We start from the raw sequence: 22,151 nt of genomic DNA, 5'->3' as shown, positions 1-22,151 counted from the left end.
GTCGTCATCGTCAGCCTGGGCGCGCGGCGCGCCCGATCCCGAATCCGAGTGTCTCGAACGATGAAACGGTCGCTTCTTTCGTCTGCTGTCTGCTTCGCCACCCTCACCGCGTCCCTGGTGGCCGGAGCCGAGGCCGCTCCGATCACCCGCGAGGCGCTCGAGCGTCGGCTCCTCGACACATGCGTCTACCGGCAGTTCTCCGTGAAGGACGTCAAGCGCGCGTCCATGATCGACGGCTGCCGCTGCGCGAGTCGGACGGCGTTGAAGTCGTTCGAGGGCGCGGAGTTCGAGCAGCCCCGGTCCGGCGGGCTGACGCCCGACCAGGAGCGGGCGCTCGCCGCCGGCATCGGCGCCTGCTTCAAGCCCTGACGCTGTCCCGGAGCGGCGGCACGACCAGCGGCGGGGCCGCCGCGTCGTGGTCCGTCGCCTCCACCTCCACCCGGCCGCCGACGAGCCGCGCGGCCCCGGACGCCACCAGCCGGAGCGCGTGCGGGTAGAGCACGTGCTCCGCCGTCAGCACCCGCGCCGAGAGGCTGTCGGGCGTGTCGTCGGGGGTCACCGGCACCGCCGCCTGGGCGATGATCGGTCCGGCGTCCAGTTCCGCCGTCACGAAGTGGACCGTGCAGCCGGCGATGCGAACGCCGTCGGCGAGCGCCCGCGCGTGCGTGTGCAGCCCCTTGTAGTTGGGCAGCAGCGACGGATGGATGTTGATCATCCGGCCGTCCCAGGCGCCCGGGAACCAGGGCGAGAAGATCCGCATGAAGCCCGCGAGCGCCACCAGGTCCACCCCGTGCTCTCGCAGCGCCGCGTCCAGGGCGCGGTCGAAGCTCTCCCGGTCCGAAAAGGCCCTGTGATCGATGGCGACCGCCGGGATGCCCTGCTCGGCCGCATAGGCGAGGCCGCCGGCGTCGGCCTTGTTGGAGACGATGCAGACGATCTCCGCCGGGAAGTCTGCCGACAGCGTCGCCGCGTGGAGCGTCCGCATGTTGGAGCCGCGGCCGGAGAGGAGCACGCCGACGCGGCGGCGCTGGGCCCGGCTCGGCACGGCGGAGGCTGCGGTCATCGGGCTCTGTCCGGCGTCAGAGGGCGAGGGTGCCGTTGAAGAGCGTGCGCGGACCCTCCTCGTCGGCGACGAGCCGGCCGAGCCGCACCACGGTCTCGCCCTCGCGGGAGAGGACGGCCGACACCCGCTCGGCGTCGGCCTCGGCCACCACCACGATCATGCCGACGCCGCAATTGAAAGTGCGCACCATCTCGGCCTGGTCGATGCCGGCGGTCCGGGCGAGCCAGCCGAACACCGGCAGGGCAGGAACGGCGGAGAGATCGATCTCGGCCGACGTCTTTTGCGGCAGCACCCGGGGGATGTTGTCCACGAAACCGCCGCCGGTGATGTGCGCGAGCGCCTTCACGGCTTTCGTCTCGCGGATGGCGGCGAGGAGGGGCTTCACGTAGATCCGCGTCGGCGTGAGCAGCGCCTCGCCGAGGCTGACGCCCTCGGCGAAGGGCGCGGCGTCCGCGTAGCCGAGGCCGGCCCGCTCGACCACCTTGCGGACGAGCGAATAGCCGTTGGAATGAACGCCCGAGGAGGCGAGGCCGAGGAGCACGTCGCCGGCTCCCACGTCAGGCTTCGGCAGGATTTCGGAGCGCTCCGCGGCCCCGACGGCGAAGCCGGCGAGGTCATAGTCCCCGTCCACGTACATGCCCGGCATTTCCGCCGTCTCGCCGCCGATCAGCGCGCAGCCGGCCTGACGACATCCGTCCGCGATGCCGGCGATGACGGCGGCGGCAGTGTCCACCGAAAGCTTGCCGGTGGCGAAATAGTCCAGGAAGAACAACGGCTCCGCGCCCTGGACCACCAGGTCGTTGACCGACATGGCGACGAGGTCGATGCCGACGGTGTCGTGGCGGTCGGCTTCGATGGCGACCCGCAGCTTGGTGCCGACGCCGTCGTTGGCCGCCACCAGGACCGGGTCCTTGAAGCCACAGGCCTTGAGGTCGAAGAGGCCGCCGAACCCGCCGATGTCGGCGTCCGCCCCGACCCGACGCGTGGCCTTCACGAGCGGCTTGATGCGATCGACGAGCGCGTTGCCGGCATCGATGTCGACGCCCGCGTCCCGGTAGGTGAGACCGTTCGGCCGATCGGTGCTGCTCATGGTGGCGGTTCCCCGTTGGGCGGCCCGCCTCGGCGGACCCGATGAATGCGGGGACAAACAGGAAAGCGGGCGCTTTGACAAGCCGAAATCCGCAGGCCGGGCGACCTTCCCCCGGCCGACGCCGGTCCGGCACGGCAGCCGGCGTCGATCACGACCATCGGCCCCTTCATTTCGCCCGGTCGGCGGGCCACATTCCACAGGACGGAAACCGAGGACGGACCGGCCGTGTCGTGACCCTGCCCAACCTGATCACCCTGGCCCGTCTGATCGCCGTGCCGGCCATCGTTCTGCTTCTGCTGGAGGGCGCCTACGGCTGGGCGTTCGCGATCTTCGTAGCGGCCGGCGTGTCGGACGGCATCGACGGCGCCATCGCCCGGACCTTCCCGAGCCAGGCGAGCGAGCTCGGCCGCTACCTGGACCCGATCGCCGACAAGGCGCTCCTCGTCTGCATCTACGTCACGCTGGCGATCACCGGCTACGTGCCGAACTGGCTCGCCGTCCTGGTGGTCAGCCGCGACGTGCTGATCGTCGGGGCGGTGGTCTTCTCCCTGGTGATCGGCCGGCCCCTGGCCATCGAGCCCATCCTGGTCTCCAAGGCCAACACGGCGGCGCAGATCCTGTTCGCCTCCGTGGCGCTCGCGGATCTGGCGTTCCGCTGGCGTCTCGACACGCTGACGGACATCATGATCTGGACGGTCGCCGCCTTGACTGTCCTCTCGGCCGCGGCCTACCTCATCGGCTGGATCCGGCACATGGCCGAGCCGAGCCGATCCTGAACCGGAGCCGCCCGCGTGACACTGAGGTCCACCATCCTGTTCTGGGTTCTGGCCGCCGTCGGGTTCGGCCTGTTCCTCTATGTGTTCTCCGGCGTGCTCCTGCCCTTCGTCGCCGGGATGGCGCTCGCCTACCTGCTCGACCCGGTGGCGGACCGGCTCGAGCGGCTCGGCCTGTCCCGCCTCATCGCGACCATCCTGATGCTGGTGCTGTTCGTGGTGCTGGCGGTCCTCCTCCTCATCGTGGTGGTGCCGGTGCTCGGCAACCAGCTCGCCGGCTTCATGGCCCGCCTGCCGGACTACATGAACCGTCTCCAGGGCTTCGTGAACGAGACCGCCGGCGCGCGGATCACCGAGCTCCTCCGCCTGTCGCCGGAGGAGGTCAAGGGCTCGCTCGGCGAGATCGTCAACCAGGGCGCCGGCTGGACCATGCGGATCTTCTCGTCGATCTGGAACGGCGGCCAGGCGCTGCTGTCGGTCGTCTCGCTCCTGGTGGTGACGCCGGTGGTGGCCTTCTACATGCTGCTCGACTGGGACCGCATGGTCGCCACCGTGGACGGCTGGCTTCCCCGCGACCATCAGCAAACCATCCGCCAGCTCGCCCGCGAGATGGACCAGGGCGTTTCCAACTTCGTGCGCGGGCAGGTGGCCGTCTCCACGCTCCTCGGCCTCTTCTACGCGGTCGGCCTCACGCTCACCGGCCTCAACTTCGCCCTTCTGATCGGCATGTTCGCCGGCATCATCAGCTTCATCCCCTACGTGGGTTCCATCATCGGGGGCGGCATCGCCATCGGCGTCGCCATCGTCCAGTTCTATCCCGACTGGACCTGGGTGCTGGTGGTGGCGGCGGTGTTCGCCGTCGGCCAGTTCATCGAGGGCAACATCCTGCAGCCGAAGCTCGTCGGCGGCAGCGTCGGCCTGCACCCGGTGTGGCTGATGTTCGCCCTGTTCGCCTTCGGCACGCTGTTCGGCTTCGTCGGCATGCTGATCGCCGTCCCGGCGGCGACGGCGGTGAGCGTGCTGATGCGCTTCGGGCTGGAACAGTATATGGCGAGCCCCCTTTACCGTGGGCGCCGCGCGTCACCGATCGTGACCGTGTCCGGCACGACCATCGAACTGCCCAGGGAGGGCACCGCAGGCGAATGACCGATCACCGTCCGAAACAACTGCCGCTGTCGCTCCCGCATGAAGCGGCCCTCGGCCGCGCCGACTTCCTGGTCGGTGAGGCGAATGAGGACGCGGCGGCCTTCGTGGACGCCTGGCCGGACTGGCCGGCCTCCGTGGTGCTGCTGATCGGACCCTCCGGCTCGGGCAAGAGCCATCTGGCGCGCGCCTTCTCGGAGAAGAGCAACGCGCCCATCGTGCTGGCGAGCGAACTGGCGGGCAACGATCCGACGAAGCTCGTCGGGCGCGGCGCCCTGGTGGTGGAGGACGCCGACGACCCGGCGCTGGACGAAGCCGCGCTGTTCCACGTCCTCAACGCGGCGCGCGGCCGCGGCGCGTCCGTGCTGATCACCGCCCACTCGGTGCCGACCGACTGGGGCCTCAGCCTGCCCGACCTCCTGTCGCGCCTGCGCGCCGCCCAGCCGGCCATCCTCGGCCCGCCGGACGACGACCTTCTTCGCCGCGTGCTGGTGAAGCTGTTCGCCGACCGCCAGATGGAGTTCGACGCCGGCCTGATCGACTTCCTGCTTCGGCGCATGGACCGGTCCTTCGCGGCCGCCAACGCGCTCGTCGATGCGCTCGACCGGGAGTCGCTCGCCCGCGGCCGGCGGATCACCAAGGCCATGGCGGCGGAACTGCTCGCCCCCGGCAGCGCGGACGACCCGGACGTCTGATCCGTTCGCCGCGGCGGGCTTCGGGGGCGCTGCGCCGCCCGTATGATCCGTCACAAAGTGGAGATACTGTCCGGGAAACGCCCTTGGGAGGAGACCGCGCCGTGGATATGACCGACGTCCATGAGGAGGTGGCCACGATTGCCGATCCGGTGAAGGTGGATCAGGCCGACGTGGACAGCCTCGCCAGCAGCCCGTCGCGCTTCATCAACCGCGAACTGTCCTGGCTCGGCTTCAATCGGCGCGTCCTCGAGGAGTCGGACAACCTCGCCCACCCGCTCCTGGAGCGACTGCGCTTCCTGTCCATCTCGGCCAACAACCTCGACGAGTTCTTCATGGTCCGCGTCGCCGGCGTGAAGGGCCAGATCCGGGAGGGCGTGAGCGAGCTCTCCGACGACGGGCTGACCCCTCACGAGCAGCTGGCCCGGATCTCCGACGCCGCCGCCAAGCTGGCCGAATCGCAGCAGCGCCGCTGGGTTCGCCTGCGGGGCGAGATCGCCAACGCCGGCATCGTCATCCTCAACGCGGACGAACTGACCAAGGACGAGCACGCCTGGATCGAGGACTACTTCCTCTCCTCCGTGTTCCCGGTGCTGACCCCGCTCGCCGTCGATCCGGCGCATCCCTTCCCGTTCATCCCGAACCTCGGCTTCACCCTGGCGCTCGACCTGGCGCGGGTTCGCGACGGCGAGCGCATGACGGCGCTCATCCGCATGGCGGCCAAGATCGACCGGTTCGTCCGCCTGCCGGACCGGGGCGACGGAGCCGCGCGCTTCATCATGATGGAGCACCTGGTGGCGCTCTTCATCGGCCGCCTCTTCCCGGGCTACGTGGTGAAGGGGCAGGGCGCCTTCCGCATCCTGCGCGACAGCGACTTGGAAGTGGAGGAGGAGGCGGAGGACCTCGTCCGCCTGTTCGAGACTGCCCTGAAGCGCCGCCGCCGCGGATCGGTGATCCGCCTGGAGTTCGAGAGTTCCACGCCGGCGTCGCTGCGCGATTTCGTCGCCAGCGCGCTCGGCTCGTCGCCGGACGAGCTCTTCCTCATGGACGGGGCGCTCGCCCTCAACGAACTCAGCCAGCTCGTCGGGCTGGAGCGGCCGGACCTGAAGTTCGTGCCCTACACGCCCCGCTTTCCCGAGCGCATCCGCGACCACGGCGGCGACTGCTTCGCGGCGATCCGCCAGAAGGACCTCGTTATCCACCACCCGTACGAGAGCTTCGACGTGGTGGTGCAGTTTCTGCGCCAGGCGGCCCAGGATCCGGAGGTGGTCGCCATCAAGCAGACCCTCTACCGCACCTCCAAGGACAGCCCCATCGTCCGGGCGCTGATCGAGGCGGCGGAGGCCGGCAAGTCGGTCACGGCGCTGGTCGAACTGAAGGCCCGCTTCGACGAGGAGGCGAACATCCGCTGGGCGCGCGACCTGGAGCGCGCCGGCGTGCAGGTGGTGTTCGGTTTCATCGAGCTGAAGACCCACGCCAAGATGTCCCTGGTGGTGCGACGCGAGTCGACCGGCCTCGTCACCTATTGCCACCTCGGCACCGGCAACTACCACCCGATCACGGCGCGCATCTACACGGACCTGTCCTACTTCACGGCCGACCCGGTGATCGCCCAGGACGTGGCGCGCGTGTTCAACTTCATCACCGGCTACGCGGAGCCCCAGGCGCTGCGCAAGCTGGCCATGAGCCCGCTCACCCTGCGCAAGACCATCCTGGACTGCATCGCCGCCGAGGTGAGCCACGCCAAGGCCGGGCGGCCGGCGCAGATCTGGCTGAAGATGAACAGCCTCGTGGATCCGCAGATCATCGACGCGCTCTACGGGGCGAGCCGGGCGGGCGTTTCCATCGAGATCGTGGTGCGCGGCATCTGCTGCCTGCGGCCGGGCATTCCGGGCTTTTCCGACAACATCCGCGTCAAGTCGATCGTCGGCCGGTTCCTGGAGCACAGCCGCATATTCTGCTTCGGCAATGGACACGGCTTGCCTTCGCCCGAAGCGAAAGTCTACATCGGCTCTGCCGACATGATGCAACGGAATCTCGACCGGCGTGTTGAGACTCTGGTGCCGCTCGAAACCGCGACGGTCCACGCCCAGGTGGTCGACCAGATCATGGTCGCCAACCTCCGCGACAACCAGCAGAGCTGGCGCCTGCTGGCGGACGGCAGCCACGAGCGCATCACGCCGGACGAGGGCGACGAACCGTTCAACGCCCACGACTATTTCATGACCAATCCGTCGCTATCGGGGCGTGGACACTCACTTGAAACCGATCCTCCAAAACCGATCGTACGTCGCAGACGGCGCGCTTGAGGGGTTGAGGGCGCCCGGCCGGCTCGCCGGCCGCGGTCCCGTCTCCATCATCGACATCGGGTCCAACTCGGTCCGGCTCGTCATCTACGAGCGCCTGTCCCGCTCGCCCACCATGCTCTTCAACGAGAAGGTGCTGGCGGGTCTCGGCAAGGGTCTCGCGACCACGGGCCGGATGCAGGCGCCGTCGGTGGAGCAGGCGCTCGCCGCCATCCGGCGGTTCAAGTTCCTGTCCGACCAGGCCCGCTCGTCGGATCTCTTCATCCTGGCCACCGCGGCATCCCGGGACGCCGCCAACGGGCCGGAGTTCCTGAAGGCCGTGCAGGAGATCTGCGGCGCGCCGGTGACGCTCCTCTCCGGCGCCGACGAGGCTCGCCTCTCCGCCCTCGGCATCGTGTCCGGCTTCCACCGGGCGACCGGCGTCGTCGGCGACCTCGGCGGCGGCAGCCTGGAGCTCGTCAGCGTGGTCAACGGGGAGATCGGCCAGGGGCGGACCTTCCCGCTCGGCGGCATCCGCCTGGAGGAGGCGGCCGAGGGCAACATCCGCAAGGCCGAGAAGATCGTCGCGGAGGCGCTCGCGGGCGCGGCGGAGCACGCGGCCTGCGACGGCCGGCCCTTCTTCGCCGTGGGCGGCACGTGGCGATCCTTCGCCCGCCTGCACATGTTCGAGACGGGCTATCCGCTCCACGTCATGCACAACTACGCGATCCGCGCCGACGAGGCGCTGGAGTTCGCCCGCATCCTGGCCCGGCGGGATCCGGAGGCGGTCGACCAGATCGACGTGGTCTCCAAGGCCCGGCGCGGCCTCCTGCCGTTCGGCGCGCTGGTGCTGGAGAACGTGATCCGGGCGATTAGGCCCTCCCAGGTCATCATCTCGGCCCTCGGCGTGCGCGAGGGGCATCTCTACGAGACGCTGTCGCCGGAGGAGCGCCAGCAGGATCCGCTGATCGAGGCCTGCGCCGAACTCGCCTATCTGCGCTCGCGCTCGCCCCAGCACGTGGAGGAACTGGTGCCCTGGGTGGAGAACGCGTTCCGCACCCTCGGCATCGAGGAGACCGCCGAAGAGGCGCGGCTGCGCGTCGCCGGCTGCCTCGTCTCCGACATCGGCTGGCGCGCCCACCCGGACTATCGCGGCGAGCAGAGCCTCTCCATCCTGGCCAACGCGTCCTTCATCGGCATCGACCATCCCGGCCGCGCCTACCTGGCGCTCGCCATCTTCTACCGGCACGTGGGTCTGGTGGACGAGGCCGTGAGCCCGCGCATCCGGGAGCTGTGCTCCACACGGCTGAAGGAGCGCGCCCGCACGCTCGGCGCGGTGCTGCGGGTGGCCTATCTGGTCTCTGCCTCCATGCCCGGCGTGATCCCGCGCACGCGCCTGACGATGGACGGCGACCAGCTCGTCCTGGAAGTGCCGTCCGATCTCGCCGACATCGTCGGCGAACGCCTCCTGAAGCGCCTCACCGCCGCAGCCAAGATCGGCGGCGGCAAGGAGGGGGCGATTCGGATCCTGGGCTGACGGGGGATGCACAGATTGCGGTTCGTTCTTGCTCTGAACGCGCGGTATCCGCTCTGGGCACCAGCTCCAGCACTCAAAGGGTAACGCTCCACAGACCGTGTGGCGCGTGGCGTCCTTGCGGCCACCAAAAACCAAATGGGCGCAAGCTGACTAACTCGAACGAGGAGCAGGCAGAGCACGTAAAGATTGCGGAAGGGTCCAGACAAGGTTCGCGGCTCATTTATCGTTCACATCCCGCAGAAATGGCTGCTGACGGGTGAACTTTCAGGAGCAGCGAACACAATGAGGAACCTCGTTATCGTGCGCGCCGGCGCCGGGTCGTTGCATCCGGCGTGGTTGACCGGAGAGCGCAACTTCGACGTGATCGTCTCTCGTTATGATCCGGCCCTGGAGGTCGCTCCCGGTCGGGGGGTGACGGTACACGACGCACCCGGGGGCAAGTGGCGCGGTCTGCACAGCACGATCACCGAGCACTACGACACGGTCATGCGCTACGATAGCATCTGGCTACCGGATGACGATTTGGCGACAAACGCAGCGACGATCAACGAACTGTTCGAGATCCATCGGGCCTTCAAGCTGGAATTGTCGCAGCCGAGCCTCTCGGATCAGTCTTATTATACACATCCCGTGACGATGAACCATCCGGCGTTCTTCATTCGCTTCACGAATTTTGTAGAGATAATGATGCCCTTGTTCTCCCGCGGCTTGTTGCAACGGGTCTGGTCCGACTTCGAGCACTCCAACAGCGGGTGGGGCTTCGACGTGGTATGGCCATCGGTGACGCAGTTCCCGCGCGTCGCAATTGTTGATGCTCTCACGGTGACACATACGCGCCCCTTGAGGGGAAGCACTGGCTCAGGTGGCTCAAACCAGGCAAAAACAAGCGACCGTGAACAGCAAGAATATCTATCGCGCAGATTTTTTACTTCACCGCGCGTCAAACAGAACGTCACACTGGCTGGCATTCTGAAGGATGGTAGCATCGGTTCGCTAACCGATCCTCAGGCGATCGCGTTCTTGGCGACAGTCCTGAGTTCGAGTCGGTATTTGGCAAACGAGGATATACTGGGATATGCCCAGTACTGCAAAAACACGCTTGAACACATTGACCAATTCAGGCAGCTCGTTTCGGAGCGTGCCCTGGAAGCGGTCATGAAAGACGCGCTGCCGGAGCTCGAAATGCTGCGGGCAAAGATCGCCATGTACTCTCTGCGGAAGGCGAGCTGAAGCATGGTGTCGGGGGGGCGCTCGTTCCGAAAGCTGTGCGCCCTTTAATGCCGGGCGGGTCAACATCGCACGACCGTCAATCCCGCGGCGGCGTGCGCTAGTCGACAAACCCGAGACCGGCTTCTAAGGGCCGGACCGAAGCACCGTTCGCCGGCGGCGTCCGGGACGACAGCCTACTCGGCCGCGTCCTTGGCGTCGGACCGGCGCTTCTCGGGAATCCCGGGCCCCGGGACGGCGACGACCTTCTTGCCGTCGAAGGTGAGGGCGATCTCGCCGCGCTTCACCTTGAGGGCCAGGTCGCCGAAGAGGTCCCGCCGCCAGCCTTTGAGCGCGCCGACATCGGCGGTGTCGCTGGCGGCAATCTCCTCCAAGTCGTCAACCGTGGCGATGATCTTCGAGGCGACGCCCTCGTTCTCGGACACGAGCTTCAGGAGAACCTTCATGAGATCCACCGCCGCGCCGGTGCCTTCCGGCGACTGGCGGCCCTTCGGCACCTTCGGCCACTGTTCCTTCGGCACCTCCAGGGCGCGGCGGACGGCGGCCACGATCTCCTCGCCGGCCCGCGAGCGTTCGAAGCCCTTCGGGATGGTGCGGAGTTCGGCCAGCTTCGCCGGCTCGGTCGGCGCGTGGGTGGCGATCTCGAAGATGGTCTCGTCCTTGATCACCCGCGAGCGCGGCACGTCGCGGGCCTGGGCTTCGCGCTCGCGCCAGGCGGCGACCTCCTTCAGGACGACGAGCTCGCGCGGCTTCTTCACCCGCATCTTCAGGCGCTGCCAGGCGTCGTCGGGCTCGGACCTGTAGGTGGTCTCGGAGGTGAGCACCTCCATCTCCTCCAGCACCCAATCGGCACGGTCCTGCTCCTCCAGGTTGGCCTTGAGGAAGCGGTAGACGTCGCGCAGGTGCGTGACGTCCGCGATCGCGTAGTCGATCTGGTGCTTGGAGAGCGGGCGGCGCGACCAGTCGGTGAACCGGTGCGTCTTGTCGATGTGCGCGCCCGTGATGCGGGCGACCAGCTGGTCGTAGGAGATCGAGTCGCCGAAGCCGCACACCATGGCGGCCACCTGCGTGTCGAACACCGGGTGCGGCACAAACCCGCCCAGGTGCCAGACGATCTCGATGTCCTGCCGGGCGGCGTGGAACACCTTCACGACGGCCTGGTTGCGCATCAGGTCGAAGAAGGGGGTAAGGTCGATGTCCGGCGCCAGCGCGTCCACGACGAACGCCTGCTCCGTGCTCGCCATCTGTATCAGGCAGAGCTTCGGCCAGAAGGTCGTTTCGCGCAGGAACTCCGTATCGACCGTGATGGCATCGAACTGGGAGAGGTGAGCGCAGGCGGCGGCGAGGGCGGCGGTCGTGGTGATCATCGTCATGGCTGGATTCGTCTATAACCGAAACGTAATCGCCTGTCGCGGATTTGAAACGCTTTCGGCGGGAATGAGGCAAAGCCCGTATGCGGCGGGTCGCGTGCGTGACCTTGAAGCCGCGCCGCCGCCGACATTCTTGACAAACCCCAGTGCCCGTGCGCTCTTCCGCCCCGCGCGCGCCGGCCGTCCGCGCTCCCTCGCGACCCGCCGGGGAGCCCGGCCGTCACGGCCCCTCCGACCGCCTGAACCGAAAGCTACGGATAGACCGCCATGCACCGCTATCGCACCCACACCTGCGGAGAATTGCGCGCCGCCAACGTCGGCGAGACGGTGCGGCTGTCCGGCTGGGTTCACCGGGTGCGCGACCACGGCGGCCTGCTCTTCATCGACCTGCGCGACCACTACGGCATGACCCAGTGCGTGGTGGACCCGGACAGCGCCGCCTTCAAGCTGGCCGAGACCGTCCGCTCCGAATGGGTCGTCCGCATCGACGCCGACGTGAAGGCGCGGTCGGCCGAGACCGTCAACGCCAACCTCGCCACCGGCGAGGTCGAGGTCTACGTGCGCGACCTGGAGGTCCTGTCGGCCGCCAAGGAGCTGCCGCTGCCGGTGTTCGGCGAGCCGGACTATCCGGAGGACGTGCGCCTCAAGTACCGTTTCCTGGACCTTCGCCGCGACACGCTGCACCGGAACATCGTCACCCGCACGAAGGTCATCGCCGCCATGCGCCGGCGCATGACCGACGCCGGCTTCGCGGAATACTCCACGCCGATCCTGACCGCCTCCTCGCCGGAGGGCGCGCGCGACTTCCTGGTGCCGTCGCGCATCCATCCGGGCAAGTTCTTCGCGCTGCCCCAGGCGCCGCAGCAGTACAAGCAGCTGCTCATGGTCGCCGGCTTCGACCGCTACTTCCAGATCGCGCCCTGCTTCCGCGACGAGGACCCGCGCGCCGACCGCCTGCCGGGCGAGTTCTACCAGCTCGACCTGGAGATGAGCTTCGTCACCCAGGAGGACGTCTGGTCCACCATGGAGCCGGTGATCCGCGGTATCTTCGAGGAGTTCGCCGCCGGCAAGCCGGTGACGCAGGACTTCCCGCGCATCCCGTACGACACCGCCATCCGCAAGTACGGCTCCGACAAGCCGGACCTGCGCAACCCGATCGAGATCCAGGCGGTGACCGAGCATTTCGCCGGCTCCGGCTTCAAGGTCTTCGCCCGCATGATCGAGGCGGACCCGAAGACCGAGGTCTGGGCGATCCCGGCGAAGACCGGCGGTTCCCGCGCCTTCTGCGATCGCATGAACGCCTGGGCGCAATCGGCCGGCCAGCCGGGCCTCGGCTACATCTTCTGGCGCCAAGAAGAAGTGCCGGAGGGAAAGCTCGTAGTCCGGGACATTTCTCAGGGCCCGATGGACGAAGCTGGAATGGTCGAAGAAGCGAAACGGCAAGGTCTTCATTCTGACCTCGTCGTTGGCGCCGGGCCGCTCGCCAAGAACATCGGCCCGGAGCGCACGGAGGCGATCCGCGTCCAGCTCGGTCTCGGCGAGGGCGACGCCTGCTTCTTCGTGGCGGGCGATCCGGCCAAGTTCTACAAGTTCGCCGGCGAGGCCCGCACCCGGGTCGGCACCGAGCTCAATCTCGTCGACACCGAACGCTTCGCCCTCTGCTGGATCGTGGACTTCCCCTTCTACGAGTGGAACGAGGACGAGAAGCGGGTGGACTTCGCCCACAACCCCTTCTCCATGCCCCAGGGCGGCCTGGAGGCGCTGAACTCGCAGGACCCGCTGACCATCAAGGCCTTCCAGTACGACATGGTCTGCAACGGCTACGAGATCGCCTCGGGCTCGATCCGCAACCAGTCGCCGGACCTGATGGTGAAGGCGTTCGAACTCGTCGGCCTTACGAAGGCCGACGTGGAGGAGCGGTTCGGCGGCATGTACCGGGCGTTCCAATATGGCGCCCCGCCGCACGGCGGCATGGCGGCGGGCGTCGACCGCATCATCATGCTGATCTGCGGCGCCCAGAACCTGCGCGAGATCACCCTCTTCCCGATGAACCAGCGGGCCGAGGACCTCCTGATGGGCGCGCCCTCCGAGGCGAGCACCAAGCAGCTCCGCGAGCTGCACATCCGCCTCAACCTGCCGAACGCCTGAGGCCGACGGGGCCGGGCCGATGCCCGGTCCCGCGTCGTCCTGCGGCGGACCCTCCGGGCCTATTCGTTGGCCCGGACCTCCAGGTTCAGCGCGTCCGCCACCGGGCCGAACCCGTCCGCCTGAAGCTGCTCCATGGCCGAGAAGGGCAGGGGCGCGTCGGGGCGCACGGTGGCGACGAGGGATTTCGGATCCTCGAAGAAGGCCTTCAGCACGCCCTGGTACCGGGCCTGCATCGCCTTGTCGCCCAGGAAGCCGAGCATCAGCGGCAGCGCGCCCGCGAAGTTGCGGCGGAAGGTGTCCGGATCCTGGTTCATCTCCTTGGCCTGCATGGCGAAGATGCGCTCCACGATGGAGAGGTTGCCGAAGGTCACCGACGCCTTCACGAGCGCGACCTCGTCAAGCCGCCGCTCCATCCCCTCCGGATCGCTCAGCATGGCGAGCGGCACGCCGGTGATTTCCGCGTCCGCCGAGACGACCGCCATGTCCTCCGACCGGACGGTCACGTCCTCCACGTGAACGCGGCCCCGGTCCGTGTCCCAGGCGACCGTGGCCCCGCCGGAGAGGGCGACCTGATCGTATTCCATCGCGGCCAGCTGCTGGATCAGCGTCTCGTCGCCGAACACGGCCCGCGGCAGGACCAGGTTCGTCAAGGTGAGGTCCACCCGCCGGGCGAGCGCCTTCAGGTAGTCGCCGTTGGTGAGCGCGGCGGTGTCGAGCGACACCGTGCCGAGGGGCGTCTCGGCCGACAGGCCGGTCAGCTCGACGAAGTCGAGGCTCGGAGCCCCCTCCAGCGCGGCGTCCAGAACCTGCGCCGGGGTCGGCTCCTGGCCCGTGGCGGCCAGATCCAGGAAGGCGGCGAGCGAGCCGAAGCGCAGGTTGCCGAAGGTGAGCTGGTTGAACTTGCCCGATCCGCCGCCGTTCGGCAGCGCCATCTCGAACCCCCTGAACAGGAACGAGCCGACGCCGGTGCTGTCCAGGCCGTTCAGCGAGAACTCCGCCAGGGCGAGGCTCTCCACGTCCGGCCCCTTCAATTCGAAGCCGGAGAGGGTGACGCCGTCCACGCCGAACAGGCCCCAGGCGTTCTGCACCAAGGCGCCTAGGAACCCGGCCGGGTCCGCGTCGGCCTTGGCCGGGTCCTTCAGGGCTTCGCCCACCACTTCGAGAATCGACCGGTCCGTCTGCCGGACCTTCATGCCGTCCACCTGCACGCCGCTGATCGTGGCGGTCGTGCCGGCGGTCTCGACCGTCAGGTCGCTGAGGCGGTACTGCTGCACGGCGGTGCGCCAGATCCCGTCGCCCTTGCCGCCCGCGTAGAGCGCCGGGTCCAGGGCATCCACCACCGCGCCGAAGTCCGCCCCGATGCCGTAGCCCGATCCGAACGTGGAGGTCTGGCTGACGCCCTCCACCGTCGTGGTCTGGCGCATGGTGTTGAAGCCGTAGCGCTCCGTGCGCCCGTCGTGCAGGCCGGAGGCGTAGACGAGTTCGTAGCTTGTGCTGGCGTCCCCCACCGTCTCGTCGGTGGTGGTCATGGCGAGCGTGTTCGTCTCCGCCCAGTCCGCCCGGATCCTTTCAAGCCAGCGCGCATAGGCGATGCCGCGGGCGATGGGGGTGGCGTCGGCCGCGATCTCCGGGCCGGCGAGAGGGGTGACCAGCCGCTCGACAAGGGTCGCGCCGCTCGTCACCGCCACGTCCACGGGCGTGGTCACCAGTGGGCCGTCGTCGCCGCTCGGCAGCGTGCCGCCGAAGGTCGCCTCCGGGTCGAGCTTGATCTCCGCCCGCAGGCTTTCCACGCGGAGCGAGTGGGCGGCGAAGTCGCCGGTCGCCGTGATGCGCGGGTCGATGATGGTCATCGACGGCATCACCAGCCTGAAGGCCGATCCCGGCTTGCCGATCGTCACGTCCGACAGGGTGACCGCCGACAGGGCCGGATCGTAGTTCGACCCGCCGATGGAAAGGTCGGCGCCGAAGGTCACGGTCTCCAGCCAGCGGGCGACCAGGTCCTCGCGGGGCGTCGCGGCGGCCGCTCCCGCGGTACTCGCCGCCAGCATCACCACCACCGGCCCGATCCCGCGAACGGCGCGCCACGTCATCTCGGTCTCCCCCGTCTCGGTGGCCCGGGCCGCGATCGGGTCCGGGCCGGTGGTCGTGCGCGGAGCCTTATTCCGGCAGGTCCTGGTTGGCGGTCACCTCCACGTTGAGGCGCTCCGGCAGGGTCTGCGGCGCGGTGCTGGACACCGCGATCAGCTCGCTGAAGGGCACGGGCACCGTGGGCGCGACCCGGATGGAGATGTTCTTCGGGTCCCTCAGGAAGGCGCCGGCGGCCTCAGCCACCTTGGCCTGGAAGGCCGGGTTCTGCAGCGCGGTCAGCATCAGCGGCAGGGCGTCGGCGATCTGGCCGGCGAACTCCGCGCCGGTGATCCCCATCTGGGCCGCCTGGAAGTCCAGGATCCGCTTGGCGAGCGAGGCGTCCTCGAAGGTCAGCGTCAGGTCCTGCACCGTCAAGGCGTTGACCACGTCCTGCGACGGTTCGGTCTGGCCGAGCTCGGCGATCACGTCCGGCGTGAAGCCGCCGAGCGTGCCCTCCAGGGTCAGCGTGCCCGCGTCCTCGCCGGTGATGGAGAACTCCTCCAGCGCGAGGGTGCCGGTCGTCTCGTCCAGGTTGCCCTGGCCGACCAGCGACAGCACCAGCTTCTCGTAGCCGATCGCCTTCAGCTGGGCGGCCGCCTCGCCGCCGTCGCCGAACCCGGCCGGATCGAGGGTGACGCCGTCGACCGAAAGGGCGACCGACCGAGGCACGTTGCCCACGTAGTCGGACGCCTCGTAGCTGATCGACTCGACGGTCGCGCTCTGGACGCCGTTCTGCGCCACCGCGATGGCGGAGACCTGCACGCTGTCGTAGGTGGCGACCGGCGGCTTGCCCGGAACCGGCTTCTCCTTCACGTCCAGGTTCTCGACCGCGACGCTCTCAACGGTCACCACGGTGCCGTCGTCGCCTTCCGCCGTCAGGCCGTCCAGGGTCAGCGCGTCGGCCGTGAGGGCGCCGGCCGCGTTGAGGTCGCCGCCGGTGACCGTCAGCGTCTTCGCCACGGTCCTGCCGGCGGGCGTGTCGCCGCCCTGATCCTTGAATTCCACGTCGGTGTACACGAGGTCGTCGCCCGACTGGGTCGGCGTGTTCAGCGTCACGGTCGCGGTGCCGTCGGCCGCCGTGAACAGGGCGCGAAGCGCGTCCGTGATCTCCTGCTCGGACGCCGCGTGCGCCCAGGCGGAGGAGGCGAGCAGCAGCGCGGCGGCAGCGACGGACGCCGAACAGTGGCGTTTCAACACCATGATAGTCTCCTCGAGGATTTCGCCGGGCGGGTGGTCAGACGCTTGGGCCCAGGAAATATGCGGTCATTGACGTCGGCTACTCTTGCGCCAAGGACGACGCGCCGACAACCCTCCTGACGACGCCTCGATGAACGGACCGCAAACAACCGGAACGCCGGGGCTCGCCGCAGCCGCGGCCAAGCTCCCCGACAGACCTCCGACATCGAGGGCAACCGTTTTTTCATACAGAAGGGCGGATGTTTCACGGGGTAGCGGTTCGCAGTCGAAAGGCGCTCCTTGGCCAGTCCGATTCTCCGTTGGGCCCGTGTCGTCGTCGCCTCGCTGTTCGTGGCGGGAGCGCCGATCGCGGTCGCCGACTACGTGCTGGGCCACCACGCCCTGGCCGAAGCGCGGGTGGAGACCCGCGCCATGGCGGAGCGCTACCTGGAGCGGTCGGAGGAGGTGATCGGCGAGGGCCTCACCATCCTGCGCGACCTGAAGAACGACGGGCATGTCACCTGCTCGTTCGCTGACCGGCAGGTGTTCGGCGCGAGGGCGTTCACGTCCACCTACATCCAGCAGGTCGGCCTCGCCGACGCCAGGGGCACGCTTCTCTGCGGCGAACCGATGGGCTCGCTGCACCAGCCGATCCGGCTGCCGGCGAGCGAGCGCGGCGATCCCTCGGTGATGATCGGCGTGCTGACCGACGGCAAGGCCGACCGTCAGGCCTTCGTGCTGATGAAGCTCGACGACGACGCCCGCCTCGTCGCCCGGGTCAACCGATCCGCCCTCGATTTCGTCACCGGGCCGGACTACCTGTCCGCCGCCCAGCAGGTCGCCGTCTACCTGGACGACGGCTCCACCTGGATGAGCCGGTCCGGCACCTGGAGCCCGGAGAAGGAGCCGGACAACGTGGCGGAGACGGCTGTGTCGTCGCGCTATCCGCTGCGGGTGTCGGTCACCGTCTCGTCGGCCGCTGCCCACTCCACGGTCGCGCCCCTGCGCGCCATCATCCTGATCGGCAGCGCCTTCCTGGGCCTGATGGTGTTCGGCTGGGGCGCCGTCCTGGTGATGCGCGGCGACAGCGGCGGCGACGTGTTCACGCGCGCGGTGGCGAACCAGGAGTTCATTCCCTACTACCAGCCGGTGTTCGACATCTTCACCGGCGAGCTCAAGGGCTGCGAGGTGCTCGTCCGTTGGCAGCGCCCGGATGGCAGCATGGTGCCGCCCGGCCAGTTCCTCCCCTATGCGGAGGCGACCGGCCTCATCCGCGAGATCACCACCCAGCTCATGCTGCAGACCGTGGACGACTGCGCCGAGCTCTACAGCCGCAATCGCTCCCTGAAGCTGTCGATCAATCTCACGGCCATGCATTTCGTCGATCTGCGGATCGTCGACGAGATCCGGTCCATCTACCAGGACAGCGGGATCGTCTACGAGCAGCTCTGCTTCGAGGTGACCGAGCAGCACCCGCTGAAGGACCTCACCCTGTCGCGCACCATCATCCAGCGCATCCAGGCGCTCGGCGCCCAGGTGGCGCTCGACGACGTGGGCACCGGCCACGGCGGCCTCGCCTACCTGCAGAAGCTCGGCGTGGACATCATCAAGATCGACAAGATGTTCATCGACAACATCAGCACCGATCACTCCTCCCAGTCGATCGTCGAAACCCTGGTGGAGCTCGGCCATCAGCTCGGCCTCGGCATCATCGCCGAAGGCGTGGAGCGGGTGGAACAGGTGGAGCACCTGAAGGGCATCGGCGTCACCACGGCGCAGGGCTACCTGTTCGCCAAGCCCCTGCCGGCGAAGGCCTATCTGGAGCTCGCCGCCACCATGACGGGCAGCCTCGCCGCGCCGCCGGCCGACGCTCCCGGCGACGCACCGACGGGCGAGGACGAAACCGAACCGAAGGCCGCGGCGTAGAGAGGCCACGTCTGCCCCGGCCCTTGCCGGGGTCCGGAGGCATGCCGCCATGATCGATCGCCGCGCCCTTCTCCTCGGCACCCCCGTGCTGGTCCTCTCCGCCGTCCTGCCACAACGAAGAGCGCTCGGCGCGGAGGGCAGCATCGCCGGCCCCGCTCACCGCTTCCTGTTCGACGCCATCGACGGCGGGCCGCTCCCGCTCTCCGCCTACCGGGGCAAGCTGCTCCTCGTGGTCAACACCGCGTCCCAGTGCGCCTACACGCCCCAGTACCGCGATCTCCAGGCTCTCCACGAGAGCTACGGCCCGCGCGGCCTCGTGGTCCTCGGCACCCCGTCGAACGACTTCGGCGGCCAGGAGCCGGGCGGCGAGGCCGCGATCAAGGGCTTCTGCACGGGCGAATACGGCGTGACCTTCCCGCTCACCAGGAAGGTCCACGTGCGCGGCGCGGCCGCCCATCCGTTCTACCGGTGGGCGGCGGAGGCGGGCGGCCTCCTCAAGGCGCCGCGCTGGAACTTCCACAAATACCTGGTCTCGCCCGACGGCCGGCTGATCGACGGCTTTCCGTCCGCCATGACGCCGCGCGACCCGCGCATCATGGCGGTCATCGAGGCGAACCTGCCGACCTGAAACGCCGGCGGCCGGCCCCTTCCGGAGCCGACCGCGCGAGCCTTCGGCAACCTGTCCATCAACGGCAGTAGTAGGTCCGCCCGTCATAGCCGGTGAACGTGCCGGTCTCCGGCCGGAACGAGCGGTACTTCGACGAGCAGTACTCGTAGTAGCCCCGCGTGCCGTAGGCATAGCCGCCGGCGGGCGGAGCATCGGCGCGAGCGACCGGGCCGTTGTTTCCGAGCGAGTTGGCGATGACGCCGCCGAGAAGCGCGCCGGCCGCCAGGCCGCCGAGACCGGCCGCGAGGTCGTTGCGGTCGCGGTCGCGGCGATAGTAGCGGCGGTCGCGGTCACGATAGCGGTCGCGATCGCGCCAGGAGCGGCGGTCGTCGCGGTCCGGACGCCAATAGTCGCGGCGGTCCGTGTCGCCCCGCCGCCACCGGCGCCATTCTTCACGGCTCTGCACGGTCACGACCGGCGCGCCGTCCGCCACGGGCGCGGCCGCGCGGGCGGCTGCAGCCGGGCTCGCCGACGCCGGCGCGATGCCAGCCATGGTGGACGTGAGCACGACGGCGCCCGCCAGAAGGCCCGCCATGGCGGACCGGAGGCCGCGAACGAGGAAAGTCGGGGTATGGTGGCTCATGACGCTCTCCCTGGACATGCCCGGGCGGCTCTGGAGGGAGCCCGCGCGGCACGCCCGTTACACTCCGGCACGGCCGGAACGGTCCGGTCGTGCGCTTCTGGGAGACAACGTTCGCGAACGAAAAGAGTGCCCAAGGGGGCGCTCACGTTTGCGTTGACCGTCCGGGAGCGAGGCGCTTGCGGACGGCGGAGTTTCTCCGGCGGGGGCGCGTTCGTTCGCGCCACTCCGCCGGAGACCGGCGCTCCTCCGCACCGAAGGAAACGGGCGTCAGAACGTCGACGGCACCTCCGTCGCGAGCGCGTCGAAGCGGTCCTTGTTGAGGCAGAAGTCCGGCGCGTGTTCGACGCCGCGCAGCGTGGGCGACGCCAGGAACTCCTGGCACTGGCCGCGATCGCCGCAGCGCTCGCACAAAGCCGCCGCCTCGGCGCGCTCGGCGCCGGTGACGAGGCCGTCGATCGCGAGCGCGTGGATCATGTCGCGCATCAGGCGCGGCTCCGAGTCGGCTGCCGGCTTGTCGGTCCGTTGATCCATCATCGCCTCCGTCATGTCCGGCCCTCAGAGCCTCGATGGAGGAAAGCGTCGCGCCCTTCGGCGCTGAATGCGTTGATGTAGGTCAAGGCTGGCCCGGTCGGGACGCGATTCCGCATCGCCCGGTCCGACGCGACCCTCGACGCGACCACGGCGCCCCGGTCTGGCCAGGGCGGCACCGAGCGTGCATGGTCGGCGGACCGGACGGGCCGGGACGAGCATGGGAGGACAGGTTTGGATCAGCCGAAGCCGCGCGTCGCCATCACCTACTGCCGGCAGTGCCAGTGGCTGCTGCGGGCAGGCTGGATGGCGCAGGAGTTGTTGTCCACCTTCTCCGAGGAGGTGGGCGAGGTGGCGCTCGTTCCCGGCACGGGCGGCGTCTTCACCATCGAGGTGGACGGCGCGACCGTCTGGGATCGCAAGGCGGACGGCGGATTCCCGGGTCCGAAGGAGCTGAAGCAGCGGGTGCGCGACCGTCTCGCGCCCGATCGGGACCTCGGCCACGTGGACCGGTGAGCCGGGCGGCTCCGGATCAGAAGATCCGGATGCCGTCGAAAGCGTCCTCGTCGATGCCGAGCTTGCGCAGGGCCTGCCGCGACGGGCGGCGACCGCTGTTGATGGCGGCGGCCGAGGACCGGGCGCCGTCGAGCACGTCGACGACGGCCCGAAGGCGGCCGAGCAGGGTGAGCGGGCGGGGCTTGGTCATCGTCATCTCCTGAAGGAAACCGTGCCCTCCATATGGCGATGGTGCACCGCAGCGGAAGGCCCTGCCGGGCATGGCCTGCCATGCGCGGACCGCATGGAAAGATCTGCGGATCTTCACACATCCGTAACAGACGCCGCCGGACCGGATCGCCTGACCGCGCGGACGCGTCCGGGCCCAACGAAAAAGGCCGGCCGCACGGGAATGCGGCCGGCCCTTCGCCGAACGGTCTCGTGAGGGCGGTCAGGTCGCCCCGTTCACCACGGGCCAGACTTCCAGCGCGCCGCGGTAGATCATCTCGAGCGCCACGTAGAGGATGATCACGAGGCCCACGTAGGCGATCCAGCGGTGCTTGCTGAGGAGCCGGGCGATGAAGGTCGCCGCGAGGCCCATCAGGGCGATCGAGAGGGCGAGGCCGATCACCAGCACGGTCGGGTGCTCGCGGGCGGCGCCGGCCACGGCGAGCACGTTGTCGAGCGACATCGAGACGTCGGCGACCACGATCTGCCAGGCCGCCTGGCTGAAGGTCTTGCGCGGGATGCCGCCGGCGATCGTGCCGTCCTTGTTGAGGTCCTCGTCGGTCAGCGCCTCGGTCGCCGACTCCTCCTCGTTGTGGTGGCGCAGCTCGCGCCACATTTTCCAGCACACCCACAGCAGCAGGATGCCGCCGACGAGCAGAAGGCCGAGGATCTGCAGGAGCTGCGTGGTGACGGCGGCGAACCCGATGCGCAGGACGGTGGCGGCGATGATGCCGATGAGGATCGCCTTGTTGCGCTGATCCTTCGGCAGGCCGGCGGCGGCGAGGCCGATGACGATCGCGTTGTCGCCCGCGAGCACGAGGTCGATCGCGATCACCTGGAGGAGGGCTGTGAGCCCTTCACCCGTGAAGATTTCCATGAAAAGCCAACCCTTGTTCCTGAAGAGCGGGCTCGGCGGGTCATCACCCGTCGGACGCGCGCCGGGCCGGAGAAGGGCTGGCCGGACGGCGAGACGAAACGGGAGGGTAGGCCATGTCGAGCCGCACCGTTGCGGAGTCCAGTCCGACATCGCAGCCCGGAAAGGGACTGCCAGAGGGGCCCGGCCTGGCTTGAAGGTCCAAGAACGCCGAGCAGC

The 22,151-nt window shown here is 68.8% G+C and carries 20 protein-coding genes; 11 read left to right on the top strand and 9 right to left on the bottom strand.

Features of this window, described 5'->3' with window-relative positions; translation table 11 throughout:
- The first annotated feature begins 60 nt into the window (after positions 1 to 60).
- Positions 61 to 369: a hypothetical protein gene (locus HND91_RS17065; protein ID WP_181707810.1), complete on the top strand. Its 309-nt coding sequence runs from the start codon at positions 61 to 63 to the stop codon at positions 367 to 369.
- On the opposite strand, the gene purN is transcribed toward HND91_RS17065, so the two are convergent.
- Positions 359 to 1,063 (bottom strand): phosphoribosylglycinamide formyltransferase, encoded by a 705-nt coding sequence (gene purN, locus HND91_RS17060; RefSeq protein ID WP_181707809.1) that lies wholly within the window; start codon positions 1,061 to 1,063, stop codon positions 359 to 361. The two genes, HND91_RS17065 and purN, sit on opposite strands and share 11 nt — an antisense overlap.
- 16 nt (positions 1,064 to 1,079) lie before the next feature.
- Complete coding sequence (gene purM, locus HND91_RS17055; protein WP_181707808.1) at positions 1,080 to 2,153, bottom strand: phosphoribosylformylglycinamidine cyclo-ligase; 1,074 nt, start codon at positions 2,151 to 2,153, stop codon at positions 1,080 to 1,082.
- 230 nt (positions 2,154 to 2,383) lie between these two features.
- Here purM and HND91_RS17050 point away from each other — a divergent pair, with 230 nt between their 5' ends.
- From HND91_RS17050 to HND91_RS17025, 6 genes are all read left to right on the top strand, one after another.
- Positions 2,384 to 2,929, top strand: a complete 546-nt coding sequence (locus tag HND91_RS17050; RefSeq protein WP_181707807.1) for a CDP-alcohol phosphatidyltransferase family protein — start codon at positions 2,384 to 2,386, stop codon at positions 2,927 to 2,929.
- 15 nt (positions 2,930 to 2,944) lie between these two features.
- Positions 2,945 to 4,072, top strand: coding sequence for an AI-2E family transporter (locus HND91_RS17045; RefSeq protein ID WP_181707806.1), 1,128 nt, complete (start codon positions 2,945 to 2,947; stop codon positions 4,070 to 4,072).
- A complete protein-coding gene (locus HND91_RS17040; protein ID WP_181707805.1) occupies positions 4,069 to 4,764 on the top strand; it encodes an HdaA/DnaA family protein in 696 nt (231 codons plus the stop codon). The genes HND91_RS17045 and HND91_RS17040 overlap by 4 nt, the downstream gene beginning before the upstream one ends.
- 107 nt (positions 4,765 to 4,871) lie before the next feature.
- Entirely contained in the window at positions 4,872 to 7,070 is a 2,199-nt protein-coding gene (locus tag HND91_RS17035; RefSeq protein WP_181707892.1) for an RNA degradosome polyphosphate kinase, read from the top strand.
- Complete coding sequence (locus HND91_RS17030) at positions 7,021 to 8,583, top strand: Ppx/GppA phosphatase family protein (protein ID WP_281379125.1); 1,563 nt, start codon at positions 7,021 to 7,023, stop codon at positions 8,581 to 8,583. The genes HND91_RS17035 and HND91_RS17030 overlap by 50 nt, the downstream gene beginning before the upstream one ends.
- A 282-nt stretch (positions 8,584 to 8,865) precedes the next feature.
- Entirely contained in the window at positions 8,866 to 9,813 is a 948-nt protein-coding gene (locus HND91_RS17025) for a DUF707 domain-containing protein (RefSeq protein ID WP_181707803.1), read from the top strand.
- 173 nt (positions 9,814 to 9,986) lie between these two features.
- Here HND91_RS17025 and rnd read toward each other — a convergent pair whose 3' ends face one another.
- Positions 9,987 to 11,183, bottom strand: a complete 1,197-nt coding sequence (gene rnd, locus HND91_RS17020; RefSeq protein ID WP_181707802.1) for a ribonuclease D — start codon at positions 11,181 to 11,183, stop codon at positions 9,987 to 9,989.
- A 264-nt stretch (positions 11,184 to 11,447) separates the two neighbouring features.
- Here rnd and aspS point away from each other — a divergent pair, with 264 nt between their 5' ends.
- Entirely contained in the window at positions 11,448 to 13,328 is a 1,881-nt protein-coding gene (gene aspS, locus HND91_RS17015) for an aspartate--tRNA ligase (protein ID WP_181707801.1), read from the top strand.
- Between the two features lie 59 nt (positions 13,329 to 13,387).
- Here the strand turns inward: aspS and HND91_RS17010 are convergent, their stop codons facing one another.
- A complete protein-coding gene (locus tag HND91_RS17010) occupies positions 13,388 to 15,418 on the bottom strand; it encodes a hypothetical protein (protein WP_181707800.1) in 2,031 nt (676 codons plus the stop codon).
- Between the two features lie 67 nt (positions 15,419 to 15,485).
- On the bottom strand, positions 15,486 to 16,655 hold the full coding sequence (locus HND91_RS17005; protein ID WP_181707799.1) for a hypothetical protein: 1,170 nt from the start codon (positions 16,653 to 16,655) through the stop codon (positions 15,486 to 15,488).
- Positions 16,656 to 16,931: 276 nt separating this feature from the next.
- Between HND91_RS17005 and HND91_RS17000 the strand changes: the two genes are divergently transcribed.
- Together HND91_RS17000 and HND91_RS16995 are read left to right on the top strand one after the other, a co-directional pair.
- A complete protein-coding gene (locus HND91_RS17000; protein ID WP_181707798.1) occupies positions 16,932 to 18,557 on the top strand; it encodes an EAL domain-containing protein in 1,626 nt (541 codons plus the stop codon).
- Between the two features lie 49 nt (positions 18,558 to 18,606).
- Positions 18,607 to 19,185, top strand: a complete 579-nt coding sequence (locus HND91_RS16995; protein ID WP_181707797.1) for a glutathione peroxidase — start codon at positions 18,607 to 18,609, stop codon at positions 19,183 to 19,185.
- 58 nt (positions 19,186 to 19,243) lie between these two features.
- Here the strand turns inward: HND91_RS16995 and HND91_RS16990 are convergent, their stop codons facing one another.
- A complete protein-coding gene (locus HND91_RS16990; protein WP_246329542.1) occupies positions 19,244 to 19,807 on the bottom strand; it encodes a BA14K family protein in 564 nt (187 codons plus the stop codon).
- A gap of 267 nt (positions 19,808 to 20,074) precedes the next feature.
- A complete protein-coding gene (locus HND91_RS16985; protein WP_181707795.1) occupies positions 20,075 to 20,353 on the bottom strand; it encodes a DUF6455 family protein in 279 nt (92 codons plus the stop codon).
- Between the two features lie 216 nt (positions 20,354 to 20,569).
- Between HND91_RS16985 and HND91_RS16980 the strand changes: the two genes are divergently transcribed.
- Complete coding sequence (locus tag HND91_RS16980) at positions 20,570 to 20,851, top strand: Rdx family protein (protein ID WP_181707794.1); 282 nt, start codon at positions 20,570 to 20,572, stop codon at positions 20,849 to 20,851.
- Between the two features lie 16 nt (positions 20,852 to 20,867).
- On the opposite strand, the gene HND91_RS16975 is transcribed toward HND91_RS16980, so the two are convergent.
- Together HND91_RS16975 and HND91_RS16970 are read right to left on the bottom strand one after the other, a co-directional pair.
- Complete coding sequence (locus tag HND91_RS16975; protein WP_246329541.1) at positions 20,868 to 21,041, bottom strand: hypothetical protein; 174 nt, start codon at positions 21,039 to 21,041, stop codon at positions 20,868 to 20,870.
- Between the two features lie 240 nt (positions 21,042 to 21,281).
- Complete coding sequence (locus tag HND91_RS16970; protein ID WP_181707792.1) at positions 21,282 to 21,935, bottom strand: TerC family protein; 654 nt, start codon at positions 21,933 to 21,935, stop codon at positions 21,282 to 21,284.
- Between the last annotated feature and the right edge of the window lie 216 nt (positions 21,936 to 22,151).

Source organism: Chthonobacter rhizosphaerae (genome assembly GCF_013839525.1).
Lineage (GTDB): Bacteria > Pseudomonadota > Alphaproteobacteria > Rhizobiales > Pleomorphomonadaceae > Chthonobacter > Chthonobacter rhizosphaerae.
Note: the sequence above shows the minus strand (reverse complement) of the source record. Positions and strands in the feature narration are given on the sequence as shown.